General features: G+C 65.4%; 13 protein-coding genes. 8 read left to right on the forward strand and 5 right to left on the reverse strand.

Annotation, left to right across the window (positions count from 1 at the left end; translation table 11 throughout):
- Positions 1-154: 154 nt before the first annotated feature.
- Together ACVILH_RS04215 and ACVILH_RS04220 are read left to right on the forward strand one after the other, a co-directional pair.
- The gene (locus ACVILH_RS04215; protein ID WP_456716869.1) at positions 155-1,225 is read left to right on the forward strand and encodes an alpha/beta fold hydrolase; all 1,071 of its coding nucleotides are present in this window, start codon (positions 155-157) and stop codon (positions 1,223-1,225) included.
- Between the two features lie 98 nt (positions 1,226-1,323).
- Positions 1,324-1,704, forward strand: a complete 381-nt coding sequence (locus ACVILH_RS04220; RefSeq protein ID WP_456711760.1) for a hypothetical protein — start codon at positions 1,324-1,326, stop codon at positions 1,702-1,704.
- A 306-nt stretch (positions 1,705-2,010) separates the two neighbouring features.
- Here ACVILH_RS04220 and ACVILH_RS04225 read toward each other — a convergent pair whose 3' ends face one another.
- Positions 2,011-2,733 carry a hypothetical protein gene (locus ACVILH_RS04225; protein ID WP_456711761.1) on the reverse strand — a complete coding sequence of 241 codons (723 nt, stop codon included), beginning with the start codon at positions 2,731-2,733 and terminating at the stop codon, positions 2,011-2,013.
- A 202-nt stretch (positions 2,734-2,935) separates the two neighbouring features.
- On the opposite strand from ACVILH_RS04225, the gene mbfA reads away from it, so the two are divergent.
- From mbfA to ACVILH_RS04240, 3 genes are all read left to right on the forward strand, one after another.
- Entirely contained in the window at positions 2,936-3,907 is a 972-nt protein-coding gene (mbfA, locus tag ACVILH_RS04230) for an iron exporter MbfA (RefSeq protein ID WP_456711762.1), read from the forward strand.
- Between the two features lie 73 nt (positions 3,908-3,980).
- Positions 3,981-4,511: a cytochrome b gene (locus tag ACVILH_RS04235; RefSeq protein ID WP_456711763.1), complete on the forward strand. Its 531-nt coding sequence runs from the start codon at positions 3,981-3,983 to the stop codon at positions 4,509-4,511.
- Positions 4,512-4,585: 74 nt separating this feature from the next.
- Entirely contained in the window at positions 4,586-6,055 is a 1,470-nt protein-coding gene (locus tag ACVILH_RS04240) for an amidase (protein WP_456711764.1), read from the forward strand.
- 30 nt (positions 6,056-6,085) lie between these two features.
- Here the strand turns inward: ACVILH_RS04240 and ACVILH_RS04245 are convergent, their stop codons facing one another.
- On the reverse strand, positions 6,086-6,367 hold the full coding sequence (locus tag ACVILH_RS04245) for a hypothetical protein (protein WP_456711765.1): 282 nt from the start codon (positions 6,365-6,367) through the stop codon (positions 6,086-6,088).
- Between the two features lie 239 nt (positions 6,368-6,606).
- Complete coding sequence (locus ACVILH_RS04250; RefSeq protein WP_456711766.1) at positions 6,607-8,391, reverse strand: acyl-CoA dehydrogenase family protein; 1,785 nt, start codon at positions 8,389-8,391, stop codon at positions 6,607-6,609.
- A gap of 105 nt (positions 8,392-8,496) precedes the next feature.
- Here ACVILH_RS04250 and ACVILH_RS04255 point away from each other — a divergent pair, with 105 nt between their 5' ends.
- Positions 8,497-9,516: a glutathione S-transferase family protein gene (locus ACVILH_RS04255; RefSeq protein WP_456711767.1), complete on the forward strand. Its 1,020-nt coding sequence runs from the start codon at positions 8,497-8,499 to the stop codon at positions 9,514-9,516.
- 101 nt (positions 9,517-9,617) lie between these two features.
- Positions 9,618-10,319: an SDR family NAD(P)-dependent oxidoreductase gene (locus ACVILH_RS04260; RefSeq protein ID WP_456711768.1), complete on the forward strand. Its 702-nt coding sequence runs from the start codon at positions 9,618-9,620 to the stop codon at positions 10,317-10,319.
- Between the two features lie 211 nt (positions 10,320-10,530).
- Here ACVILH_RS04260 and ACVILH_RS04265 read toward each other — a convergent pair whose 3' ends face one another.
- Together ACVILH_RS04265 and ACVILH_RS04270 are read right to left on the reverse strand one after the other, a co-directional pair.
- Complete coding sequence (locus ACVILH_RS04265) at positions 10,531-11,112, reverse strand: N-acetyltransferase family protein (RefSeq protein ID WP_456711769.1); 582 nt, start codon at positions 11,110-11,112, stop codon at positions 10,531-10,533.
- Between the two features lie 78 nt (positions 11,113-11,190).
- Positions 11,191-11,394 (reverse strand): DUF1127 domain-containing protein, encoded by a 204-nt coding sequence (locus ACVILH_RS04270; RefSeq protein ID WP_456711770.1) that lies wholly within the window; start codon positions 11,392-11,394, stop codon positions 11,191-11,193.
- 115 nt (positions 11,395-11,509) lie between these two features.
- Between ACVILH_RS04270 and ACVILH_RS04275 the strand changes: the two genes are divergently transcribed.
- Positions 11,510-12,430, forward strand: a complete 921-nt coding sequence (locus tag ACVILH_RS04275) for a transcriptional regulator GcvA (protein WP_456711771.1) — start codon at positions 11,510-11,512, stop codon at positions 12,428-12,430.
- Positions 12,431-12,547 lie beyond the last annotated feature (117 nt).

The following is a 12,547-nucleotide window of genomic DNA, read 5'->3' on the forward strand; positions in this document are numbered from 1 at the left end:
CACACCGTTCTCTGGTTATGGGTCCCGGCTCAAGGCCGGGACGACACCGATGAGGGCCGCGATGACCTCCTCCTCCCCACTTCCAGCTCTTCCCGCTCTCCCCCTCCCGCCCTCCATCCGCTCACGCTATGTCGACGGCATCAACGGCCTGCGCATGCATGTGCTCGAAGCCGGGTTCGAAACGCCCGACCGCCCCTGCGTGCTGCTGCTGCACGGCTTCCCGGAGCTCGCCTATAGCTGGCGCAAGGTGATGCCGGCGCTGGCGGCGGCGGGCTATCACGTGCTGGCGCCCGATCAGCGCGGCTATGGCCGCACCACCGGATGGAGAGCCGACTATGACGGCGACCTCGCACCGTTCCGCTTCACCAATTTGGTGCGCGATGCGCTCGGCGTCGTCTATGCGTTCGGCCACCGCCATGTCACTGCTGTCGTCGGCCACGATTTCGGCAGCCCGGTCGCGGCGTGGTGCGCCATCATCCGGCCCGACGTGTTTCGATCGGTCGTGATGATGAGCGCGCCGTTCCCGGGTCCACCGGCGGCTCCGTTCGACATCGCCGACCATCCTCTCGTGCTACCCGATGATCCCGTGCATCGCGATCTCGCCGCGCTGCCGCGGCCACGCAAGCACTATCAATGGTACTACTCGACGCGAGAGGCCAACGCGGACATGCGTCGCGCGCCACAAGGCCTGCATCACTTCCTGCGCGCCTACTATCACCACAAGAGCGCCGACTGGCCGGGCAACACGCCGACGCCATTGCAGGCGTGGACCGCAAGCGAGCTCGCCAAGCTGCCGGCCTACTACGTGATGGACCTCGACAAGACGATGGCCGAGACCGTCGCCGATGTGATGCCGGACGCGGTGACAATCGCGGCCAATCACTGGCTGCCCGACAGCGAGCTCGCGGTCTACGCCGCCGAATATGAACGAAGCGGCTTCCAGGGCGGCCTGCAATGGTATCGCTGCGGCACATCAGGCCTGTTCGACGCGGAATTGCAGACATGGTCGGATCGCACCATCGACGTTCCGTCTGCATTCATCTCCGGCCTGCAAGACGGGGGCATCTACCAACGGCCCGGCGTGATCGAAGCGATGCAGTCCCGAGTGTGCACCAACATGATCCTGTGCGAGCTGATCGATCGTGCCGGGCATTGGGTGCAGCAGGAGCAACATGAGCGAGTGAACGAGCTCCTGTTCACGTTCCTGAACAAATCGACAGCCTGATTTCGGACGCCGTTGCGACCTAATCAGGCGAATCGAGGAACGAAAATTCGGGCTGCGACGTTTTGGCATCCGGGCGATGCGCATCAGGAGAAAGATTTATGGATAAGAAGATCGCAGGCTTGCTTGGCGCGGTCGCCGCTGTCGGCGCGCTCGGCTCGGCGCAGGCGTCAGCGGCTCCGGCCCCGACCGATGTGCTGAAGGCCAATTCCTACGCCGATCTGCTCGAGCCGATCCCGAACGCCGCCGCGGTGCTGCAGGCGCTCGACGAGCAGGCGCCGGCGGCCGAGCCGAAGGTGCAGCTGGCGCAATGGTACCATCACCACCATCATCATCACCACCATCACCATGGCTATTGGCGCGGCTATGGCTACGGCCCTGGCTATGGGTACGGCTACGGCCCCCGAGTCTATGTCGTGCCGCGCCGGTACTATCATCACCACCATCATCACCATCACCACTGGTATTACGATCGCTATTGATCGTCGTGAGGTGAAAGCCGTGAGGGCGCCGACCGCGAGGTCGGTGCCCTTTCGTTTGAGGACACGTTTGAATACGGTGCTGCCGCATCGCAAGGCTGCAGCTTGTTACGTCGTCATGCCCGGGCTTGTCCCGCCTGCGCGGCCGAAGCCGCTTCGGCGCGGCGAAGGCCCGGGCATCCACGTCGTTCAGCGTGCTAGGAAAGACGTGGATGGCCGGGACAAGCCCGGCCATGACGACGCGGAGAGAGGTGAGCAAAAAACTTGGACGATCATTTACGGTCGTCCTGCTTTGCTTTGGCGCGGGTGTCAGGACTTGCGCGCCTTCTCCTTGGCAGCACGATGCAGATGACGGTAGGTGCCGTCGAATACCGTGTCGGTGCTCGACAGCCATTCGGTCTCCTTGGCGAGCACGGGACGGCTGGCGTGGATGCGACGCGATTGCAGCTCGCGCTCCGCGGCCTCGTCGGGGCTCATCGGCTCGACCGTGAAGTTCGCTTCTTCGGGAATGACGATGACCTGCGCGAACGGCTCGCCTGGACGGAAGATGTGCGTGCGGCCCTCCGCGGGCGCCTTGAACACGCAGAAGAACAGCATCGGCCAGAAATTCCGGATCAGCGCCGGCACGGCGATCGGGCACGTGTCGGTACCATCGGTGTAGAAGCGCGGATGCGGCTCGGTGCGGATCGCAAAGCCCGGGGGCACCTTGAGATCGAGCAGGATCTGATAGGTGAAGAACGCATCGCCAAAGTTGCGGAACGGCGGCCATTGCAGGCTCGGGCTCGGTGGCTCGCCCCAGTCACCGGACATCTCGAGCTTGCCGTCGCGCGTGGTGACCCGCAGTTCGAAGTCATAGGGGTAGAACAGCTCGATGCCGTATTGAGCGCCCTCGGAGAACGGCACGCAGTGCCAGACCTGCTCGTGCGAGCCATTCGCGCGCGGCTGCCGCTCGCCCGCCCAGCCCGGAATGTCCATCTTGGTGCGCCGCGGAGCCAGTCTCGGATCATTCAGCCTGTATTTGACGCTGGTCATTGGAACTCCTTAGGTAGCCAAGCGGAAACGCGAACGGTGAATTTGCCCAGGGGTTCCCTGACTGGGGCCTGAATGCGACCTCACGAAATGTTTCGCGGCCACGGCGCGGCGGCAGTTTGACCGCGCTGCGGCAAATCCATATAGCGTTTAGAAACGTTCTAAACTGACAAAGGTTGAGAACGTCAAATCCGGGGACCTTGGAATGAAGAATTTCGCCGACCTCACCGAGCGCGAGATCCTGGCAATCGCGATCTCGGCCGAAGAGGAAGACGGCCGCATCTACATGAGCTTCGCCGAGGACCTCGCGGAGCGGTATCCGGATTCGGCGAAACTGTTCGAGCAGATGGCCGAGGAGGAGAAGGGCCACCGCCACATGCTGCTCGAGCTCTATGAGGAGCGCTTCGGCAAGAACCTGCCGCCGATCCGGCGCGAGAACGTCAAGGGCTTCATGCAGCGCCGGCCGATCTGGCTGACCAAGAACCTGTCGCTCGATGCCATCCGCAAGGAGGTCGGCACGATGGAGTTCGAGGCCGAGCGCTTCTATGCCAAGGCGGCCGAGCAGGCCAAGGATGTCGGCGTGCGACGGCTGCTCGGCGATCTCGCGCTGGCCGAGAAGGGCCATGAGCAGGTCGCGGCCAAGCTGACCGACGAGATTCTCAGCCCCGACGTGCGCCACAAGGAGGACGAGACGCGGCGGCGCGTGTTCGTGCTGCAATATGTCCAGCCCGGCCTCGCCGGCCTGATGGACGGCTCGGTGTCGACGCTCGCGCCATTGTTTGCCGCGGCCTTTGCGACGCATCAGAACTTCCAGACCTTCCTGGTCGGCATGGCGGCCTCGATCGGCGCCGGCATCAGCATGGGCTTTGCCGAGGCGCTGTCCGACGACGGCTCGCTGACCGGCCGCGGCTCGCCCTGGCTGCGCGGCGCGGTGTGCGGCGCGATGACGACGCTCGGCGGCCTCGGCCATACGATGCCCTATCTCGTTCCCGATTCCTGGACGAATGCATTCTGGATCGCCACCGCGATCGCAGGCCTCGTGGTATTCTTCGAGCTGTGGGCCATCGCTTATATCCGCGCGCGCTACATGGACACGCCGTTCATGCAGGCGGTGTTCCAGATCGTGCTCGGCGGCATCATCGTGCTGGGCGTGGGGATATTGATAGGCGCGGCGTAGCGGCGATCGCGGCGGGCGGAACTTCACTCCGGACACCTGATTGCGCCAGACCGAACACAATGGAAGGCTCGTCATGACACCACGCCTGCACTACGGCACGCCCGCAAAAGTCCTGCACTGGCTGGTGGTGGCGCTGCTCGCCATTCAATATCCGATCGGCTGGCTGATGCCGGACCTGCACGCCAATACGCCGCCGGGCACGCCGATGATCCTGCACATTTCGTTCGGCCTCACCATCCTGGCGCTGATCGTGGTGCGCTTCGTCTGGCGTCTCACCCATCCCGTCGCGCCCGAGAGCTCGCTGCCTGCATGGCAGCGGCTGAGCTCGGAGGCTGTGCACTGGGCGCTCTATGTCATGGTGCTGGCGACCACCATCTCCGGCTGGCTGTTCGCCTCCTATCGCGGCTGGAGCGTCTCCTACTTCTATTTGTTCAATCTGCCGATGCTGGCCGCGCGCAACCCTGCGGGCAACCGCGCCATCGACGGGCTGCACCAGGCCGCCGAATGGCTGCTGCTGATCCTCATCGTCGTGCATGTGGGCGCTGCGCTCGCCCACATCTTCGTCTATCGCGACCGCGTGATGCAGCGCATGCTGCCGGGCTGACCGCGCAATTTCGGTCAAGCGCCCGCCATCGGCCTCAGGTAGAAAGGACCTGCACGCACACAGGGAGCAGGACCTTGGCCACATCGCAATGGACGTTCGCAACCGCCGTCGAGACGGCGAAGGCTCTGGCACACCGCGAGATCTCGTCGGTCGAGCTCACACAGCTCGCGATCGACCGCATCACCGGACATGACGACAAGATCAACGCCATCTGCGTGCGCGATTTCGATCGCGCGCTGCAGGCCGCCCGCAACGCCGACGAGCGGCTTGCGCGCGGCGAGCGCGGGCCGCTGCTCGGCCTGCCGCTGACGGTGAAGGAATCCTTCAACGTCGCCGGCCTGCCGACGACCTGGGGCTTTCCGCAGCACAAAGGCTTCATCGCGGCCGAGGATGCGCTGACGGTGACGCGCGTGAAGGAGGCCGGCGGCATCGTGCTCGGCAAGACCAACGTGCCGCTCGGGCTCGGTGACTGGCAGAGCTACAACGACATCTACGGCACCACCAATAATCCGTATCACCTCGGCCGCACGCCGGGCGGCTCCTCCGGCGGCTCGGCGGCGGCGCTGGCTGCGGGTTACGGCTCGCTATCGCTCGGCTCCGACTTCGGCGGCTCGCTGCGGGTGCCGGCGTTTCATTGCGGCGTCACCGCGCACAAGCCGACCTATGGCCTGGTTCCGACGCGCGGCCACACGCCGCCGCCATTTCCGCCGCTGCCGAACGAGGCCGACATCGCCGTGGTCGGCCCGATGGCGCGTTCGGCTGCCGACCTCTCGCTGCTGCTCGACGTGATGGCAGGACCCGACCCGCTCGAAGCCGGCAAAGCGTATCGGCTGGAGCTGCCGCTGGCGCGGCACACGCGCCTGCAGGATTTCCGCGTGCTGGTGGTGGCGAGCGATCCGCTGCTGCCGACCGACAGCGCCGTGCGCGGCGCGATCGAGCGGCTTTCGGCCGATCTGGGAAAGGCTGGCGTCAATGTCGTCAGCGAAAGCCCGCTGCTGCCGGATTTCGCCACGACCACCCGGCTCTACATGCGCATGCTGCTCGGCTTCCTCGGCGCGACCATGCCGCCGCAAGTGCATGCCGAAGCGAGCCAAGCCGCCGCGCACCTGCCGAAGGAGACGACGACGCTCGCCGCCGAACGCCTGCGTGGCATGGCGCTGAGCCATCGCGACTGGGTGCAGGCCAACAACGCCCGCTTCGGGCTGCGCGCGCAATGGCGGGCATTGTTCGAGAGCTTCGATGCGGTGATCTGCCCGATCATGCCGACGCCGGCGTTTCCGCACGATCACTCGCCGGATCAGCGGGCGCGGCGCATCACGATCGATGGCGTCGAGCACGACTACAATGATCAGTTGGCCTGGCCGGGCATCGCCACCCTGCCCGGCCTGCCGGCGACGCAGATCCCGCTCGGGCTCGCCGATGGCCTCCCCGTGGGCGCGCAGATCGTCGGCCCCTTCCTCGAAGACCGTACGCCGCTTAAGCTCGCCGAACTGATCGAGCGCGAATTCGGCGGCTTCACGCCGCCGCCGCTGTTTGCGGATTAGTTCGGCCCTTGAGAGGCACAGGCGAACCCGTCACCCACCGCCGTCGTCCAGGCTCAAGGCCGGGACGACAGCCGTGTGCGGGGCGAAAGATTGCCATATCACGCATCGAACATGATGACGCTGCGCAGCGTCTTGCCCGCCTTCATGTTGACAAAGCCCTCGTTGATCTCCGACAGCTTCAGCTTGGCGGAGATCCAGTCCTCCAGATGCTACGCCCGTGCGGATCAGCAACTCGCGCGGCCCCGACTTGGGCACGCTGATGTCCTCGATGACGAGCGGCTTGTTGACCTCCATCAGCACGGCGGCTTTCATTTGGTGTTCTCCCTCGTTGTTTTCTTTTTGACATTCATCTGTTTCGACGCACTTGCTGCGCTCCCTCTCCCCGTCCTTCACGGGGCCGCGACGAGCTTCGCTCGCGCTGAGAGCGTTGGGGTGAGGGGCAGCCGCACGAACGGTGCGAAGTGGTGAGACCTGTCCCCCCTCACCCGGATCGCATCTGGCGATGAGAGCCGACCTCTCCCCGCATTCGCCTTCGCTCTTCGAGCTACAGCCTACGCTGCCCTAATCAGTTCGCCAACCTCCGCCATCGTCGCGTCGCGCTCGCCGAGCAGCAACGTTGCGATCGCATCATCTGTCCTGTTTTCTGCGAGCCGGAACGGATCAGAGGGCGTCAAGCGATGATCGACGACGAGCTTGGCCAGCAACAGGCGCCGTGCGTCGTCTCGCATGGCGTGAATGCGCGCGCTCTCCCAGGTGAGCGAAACCGCGCTCGCCGTGTGATACAGCAAACTGGTGGCACGGCGGGCCTCGGCTTCATTGTCGGCGCGCGACGCGACCTCGCGCGCGAAGCCGACCGCGCGATCGACCAGGCGGCGCAGCTGGTCGCGCCAGGACTGCGGGACGGCGGCGCTGTCATCGAGCCGTGCATGCAGATCGGCCGAGAGCGCGGATTCGGCGCCGTGGCGGCCGACTGCACGCTTCAACGCATCGAGCGCGACGATGTTGCCGGTGCCTTCCCAGATCGAGCCGAGATGCGCATCGCGCAGCAGCCTGGAGGTGGCGAACTCCTCGACATAGCCGATGCCGCCGCGCATCTCCATCGCATCGCCGCAGACCTTGCGGGCGTCACGGGTGGCGCGGAATTTCAAGGTCGGCGTCAAGATGCGCAACAGCGCGGCGGCATCCTGGCTGCCGGTTTCGGCGCGGTCCAAAGCATCGGCCGTGAGGAAGCTCATCGACAGCGCCTGCTCGGTCGGCAGCAAAATCTTCATCAATTGGCGACGTCCTAACGGCAGGTCGACGATCGGCTTGCCGAACACGACGCGATTGCGGGCCACCGTGATCGCGTCGTGCCAGGCGCGCCGCATCAGCGCGGTCGACTTGACGCCGTTGGACAGCCGCGACGAGTTCACCATCTCGGCCATCTGCACGAAGCCACGATCGAGCCGGCCGACCGCATAGGCGATCGCGCCGTCCAGCTTGATCTCGCCCGACGCCATCGAGCGGGTGCCGAGCTTGTCCTTCAAGCGCACGATCCGATAGTGGTTCTGCGTGCCGTCGTCGAGGAAGCGCGGCATCAGGAACAGGCCGACGCCGCGCGTGCCGGGCTCGGCGCCTTCCGGCCGCGCCAGCAGCATCACCACCTTGGCATCGGCGTTCGAGCAGAACCACTTCTCGCCATGCAGGCGCCAGTGATCGCCCTCGGGCACAGCGACCGTCGTCAACGTGCCGACGTCGGAGCCACCCTCCTTCTCGGTCATGAACTGGCCGCCCTGCGTCAGCTTGCGCATGTCCGTCTGCGTCAGGCCGTCGAGATATCTGGCCTTCAGCGCGTCGCTGCCGAAGCTCGACAGCAGCTTGGCGCAGCCGTCGGTGACGTTGATTGGGCAGCCCAGCCCGAACTCCGCCTGGTTGAACAGGAAGGTGAAGGCGTGCTTGGCCGCGACGGGATATTTGCTCGGCCAGCCGAGAATGCCCTTGCGGATCGACATCGCGTGAATGCCGAACTCGCCGAAGGCCGCGCGCTCCAGCTCGCGATAGGCGGGGTGATATTCGATCCATTGCACGTCGCGGCCGAAACGGTCGCGCTGGTGCAGCACCGGGCCATGGCGGTCGGCGAGCCGGGCGCACTCATCGAGATAGCCGCCTCCCAACTCGCCGAGCCGGTCGAGATGCGGCACCAGGTGGCGGAACAGCGCGTCGGGCAGATGGATGCGCAGGAGGTCGGCGAGCGCAGGATCGGCGCGATAGAAGTTGAGCCCGGTGGTATCGGGCGCCAGCACATCCGGCCGCCTCCCGCCGGTCATGACGTCGTCGCGCTTCAGGAACTGGTGCATGAGCGTTAAACCCTCGTTCGTTTCGACAAGTCTCTGATGGACTCTTCAGGTTGCATCTGATCGGGTACGCTACGTCTGACGTCCGCAGGTTCTGGGAGCCGCGCAATGACCAATCAGCCGACGGAGGCTTATCGCATCTTCGGGGCGGAGATGTCGCCCTATTCGGTCAAGGTGCGATCGTATCTGCGTTACAAGGGCATTCCGCATCAGTGGATATTGCGCAGCGCGGAAACCGAGGGCGAGTTCACCCGCCACGCCAAGCTGCCGATCATTCCGCTGGTGGTCGCGCCCGACGAGGTGCCGATGCAGGATTCGACGCCGATCATCGATGCGCTGGAGCTCGATTTTCCGGAGCCGTCGGTCCATCCCGGCGACGTGCTGACGAGCTTCATCTCAGCCCTGATCGAGGAGTTCGGCGACGAGTGGGGCAACAAATGGATGTTCCATTATCGCTGGGCCGGCGAGCTCGATCAGCGCGCCTCGGCCGGGCGCATCGCCCGCATGGTGGCGCCGAAGGCCGCCGACGCCGATGTCGCGAGGCTGTCGGACAAGATCCGCGCGCGCATGGTCGCTCGCCTCTCCTATGTCGGCTCCAACGAGGCCAACGCGCCGCAGATCGAGCAGGGATTCGTCGAGATGCTCGATCTCCTGGAGCGCCATCTCGCGCTCAGGCCCTACCTGTTCGGCGCTCGGCCAGCCTATGGCGATTTCGGCCTATGGGGCCAGCTCTACGAGCTGTGGACCGATCCGACCGCCGGCGCGCTGATCGAGGGCCGCGCCCCGCATGTGCTGGCCTGGATCCAGCGCATGCTTTGGCCGCGCGCGGAAGGCGAGTTCGAGCTGTGGCCGGAATTGTCGCTGACCTTGATGCCGATCCTGACGCGGCAGGTCGGGTCGCTGTTCATGCCGTGGTCGCTCGCCAATGAGCAGGCGATCAAGGACGGCCGCGACAGCTTCAGCGTCCAGCTCGGCGACATCGTGTGGACCCAGAAGCCGCAGAAATATCATGCGCGCTCGCTCCAGATGCTGCGAAGCAAATACGCCTTTCTGCACGACCGCAGCCGGCTCGACGTGGTGCTGGAGGAGATCGGCTGCCTCGCCGGCCTGCAGCCGCGCCCGGCCTGATCTCAGGCAGAATTGTGGGGATGGATGGTGGGAAGTTGGCCTTGGCTGCACTAGCTTGAGGGAAGCGGACGCTTTGCCGAGCAGCTTTCGAGGACATGCCCATGGACATCCCAGCCTACAAGATCGCCCTGATCGTCGGTGCCGGCGAAGGGCTCTCCGCCTCGCTGGCGCGGCTGTTCGCGCGCGAGAAAATTCGCGTCGCGCTGGCCGCGCGCAAGACCGAGAAGCTCGGCGCGCTCTGTCACGAAACTGGCGCCCGCGCCTATCCTTGCGACGCCACCAATCCGGAGGAGGTCGAGCGGCTGTTCGGCTTGGTCACGCGCGAGATCGGCGAGCCCGATCTCGTCGTCTACAATGCCAGCGCCCGGGCGCGCGGGCCGCTCACCGATCTCGTGCCGGTCGATGTGCAGAATTCGATCGCCGTCAGCGCCTTCGGCGGCTTCCTGGTGGCGCAGCAGGCGGCGCAACGCATGCTGCCGAACAAGCATGGCGCGATCCTGTTCACCGGCGCCTCGGCCAGCGTGAAGGGCTATGCGCAATCGTCAGCGTTCGCGATGGGCAAGTTCGCGCTGCGCGGCCTCGCCCAGAGCATGGCGCGCGAGCTGTCGCCTCAGGGCATCCATGTCGCGCATTTCGTCATCGACGGCGGCATCAAGAGCGCAGAGCGACAGGAGCCGGCCGAGCGGCCGGACTCCATGCTCGATCCCGATGCCATCGCAGCGAGCTATTGGAGCGTGCTGCAGCAGCCGCGCAGCGCCTGGAGCTGGGAGATGGAGCTGCGGCCGTGGGTGGAGACGTTTTGAGTCCGCTTGAGCATCGGACAAGCAAACTGCGAGCGAATGCGCCCTCTCCCCTTGCGGGAGAGGGCAAGTTTGGCCTCTCCATTTACGCGTTGAGCTTTCCTACATGCCCTCTCCCGCGAGGGGAGAGGGCGCAATCATTGGCATCGCGATCGATTCCCGTGCGTTGCGCGTTCTTGCGAGTTTGGCCGCAACGCGGATGAGCTGATGACTGTCATTTCATCAGGTCGAGAAAAGCGAGATGCACTTGGCTCGCTCCCACGCCCTTCTCGAACCGCACCAACGTCCAATCATCAGCATGCGGCTGGATCGTGAAGCCGGCCTTCCTGGCGAGCGCGATCATCACGTCGTTGGTGCGCAGCGCGTCGCCTGACAACGTGATGCCGCCGAGGGCGGCTGCGCGACGCTCCAGATCCGCGATCAGCGCCGGGCCGATGCCGTGGCCGTGCCAGCGGTCATGCACCGACAGACCAAACTCCACACGACCGGCCTCGCGATCGAACGCGTAGCGTGCCTCGGCGACGATGCTTTCGACACCGTCCTGCTCCATCGTTGCGAGCAGGCTGTAGCGGTCGTTGCGGCCGAGCGCGACGAAATCCTCGAGCACGGCCTTCGGCAGCTCGCTGAGAGCGCCAAGGAAACGCCGATGGCGCGAGCGCTGGCTCAAAGATCGAACATAAGCCTGCAGCGCCTCGGCGTCATTCGATGTCGCGAAATGCAAGCTGACAAGCTCGCCACGCCTGGTGTGGATGACGTCGGGCGCTGCAAGTCGTTCGGCAACAGCGGGCGTCGGCATGGCGGCCTTCCTCGAGAAGAGATCTGCCGGCGCCCTCCTTTGCGGAGCGGCGCCGGCGCGGCGGGACGAGTGAGGGGCTCAACCCCGCCAGAACGGCTTGTCGATCTCGGCGGCGATGTCGCTGCGGGAGAGGCCGAGGTCGTGCAGCTCGCGCTCCGACCATTGCGCCAGCTCGTGCCGGGTGCGGTAGCGGAAGCGCCAGGCGGCGAGCAGCTCGGCCACATCGGACCAGAAGCCTGGCGCATGATGTTTCGTCATTGGCGAGGAGACGTAAAGGGTCATGAAAGCCTCCTGGGAAAGCAGTGAGGCTGCACTATCGAGGTCTTGCACTTCATCTACAAACGACATTTACTACCGTTTCGGATGAAATAAGCTCATGGACCGAGGGAGGCTCTGGATGACCCGGCTGCCGTCGCTGAATGGATTGCGGGCGTTCGAGGCCGCGGCACGGCATCTCAGCTTCACCCGCGCGGCCTCCGAGTTGAACGTGACGCAGACCGCAATCAGCCATCAGATCAAGCGCTTGGAGGACGAGCTCGGGCTGCGCCTGTTCGTTCGGCAGAACCGCAGCCTGACGCTGACGCCGCAGGCGCGCGATTATCTTCCGCTGGTGCGCGCCGCGTTCGACGATCTGCGGCTGGCAACCGAGCGGCTGGTGCGCAAGGACAACGCCAAGGTGCTGACGGTCTCGACCATCGCCTCGCTGGCCGCCAAATGGCTGCTGCCGCGGCTGACCGCGTTCCAGGAGGCGCATCCCACCATCGACGTGCGCATTACGACCTCGACCGCGCTGGTCGACTTCCGCAAGGACGATGTCGACGCCGCGATCCGCTATGGCCGCGGCCACTGGCCGGGTGTGCGGGCGGAATGGCTGATGGCCGACGAGCTGTTTCCGGTGTGTAGCCCGGCGCTGCTACAGGGCTCAAAGCCGCTGCGCTGCCCGGAGGACCTTGCCCATCACACGCTGCTGCAGGCGAGCGGCGGCTATGACGACGACTGGCGGCTTTGGCTGACGGCGGCCGGGCTGCCGGTGGAGATGTCGCGGCAGAGCCGGCTGAGCTTCGACCTGTCGCTGATGACGGTGCAGGCCGCGATCGACGGGCTCGGCATCGCGATCGGACGCACGGCCTATGTCCAGGACGACATCGCCAAGGGGCGGCTGGTGGTGCCGTTCAAGATGACCCTGCCGAGCGACGCCGGCTTCTACCTGGTCTCACCCGAGGGCCGGACCGATTCGCCGAAGCTGAAGGCATTCCGGCAGTGGCTGAAGGGTGCAGCGCAGCAGAAGGGGGTCTCGCCGATTCCTGTTCAGCCTTAAGGATTTGGCCTCAAATCTATTGGCCGACACGATGTCGCGTGGCAGATTGCCACACCTCATCCAACGGCCGGCGCAGAATGACTTCCGCACGAGCCACTCGACGGTAGGAGCTTTCTC

The organism is Bradyrhizobium sp. USDA 4353 (genome assembly GCF_054063215.1).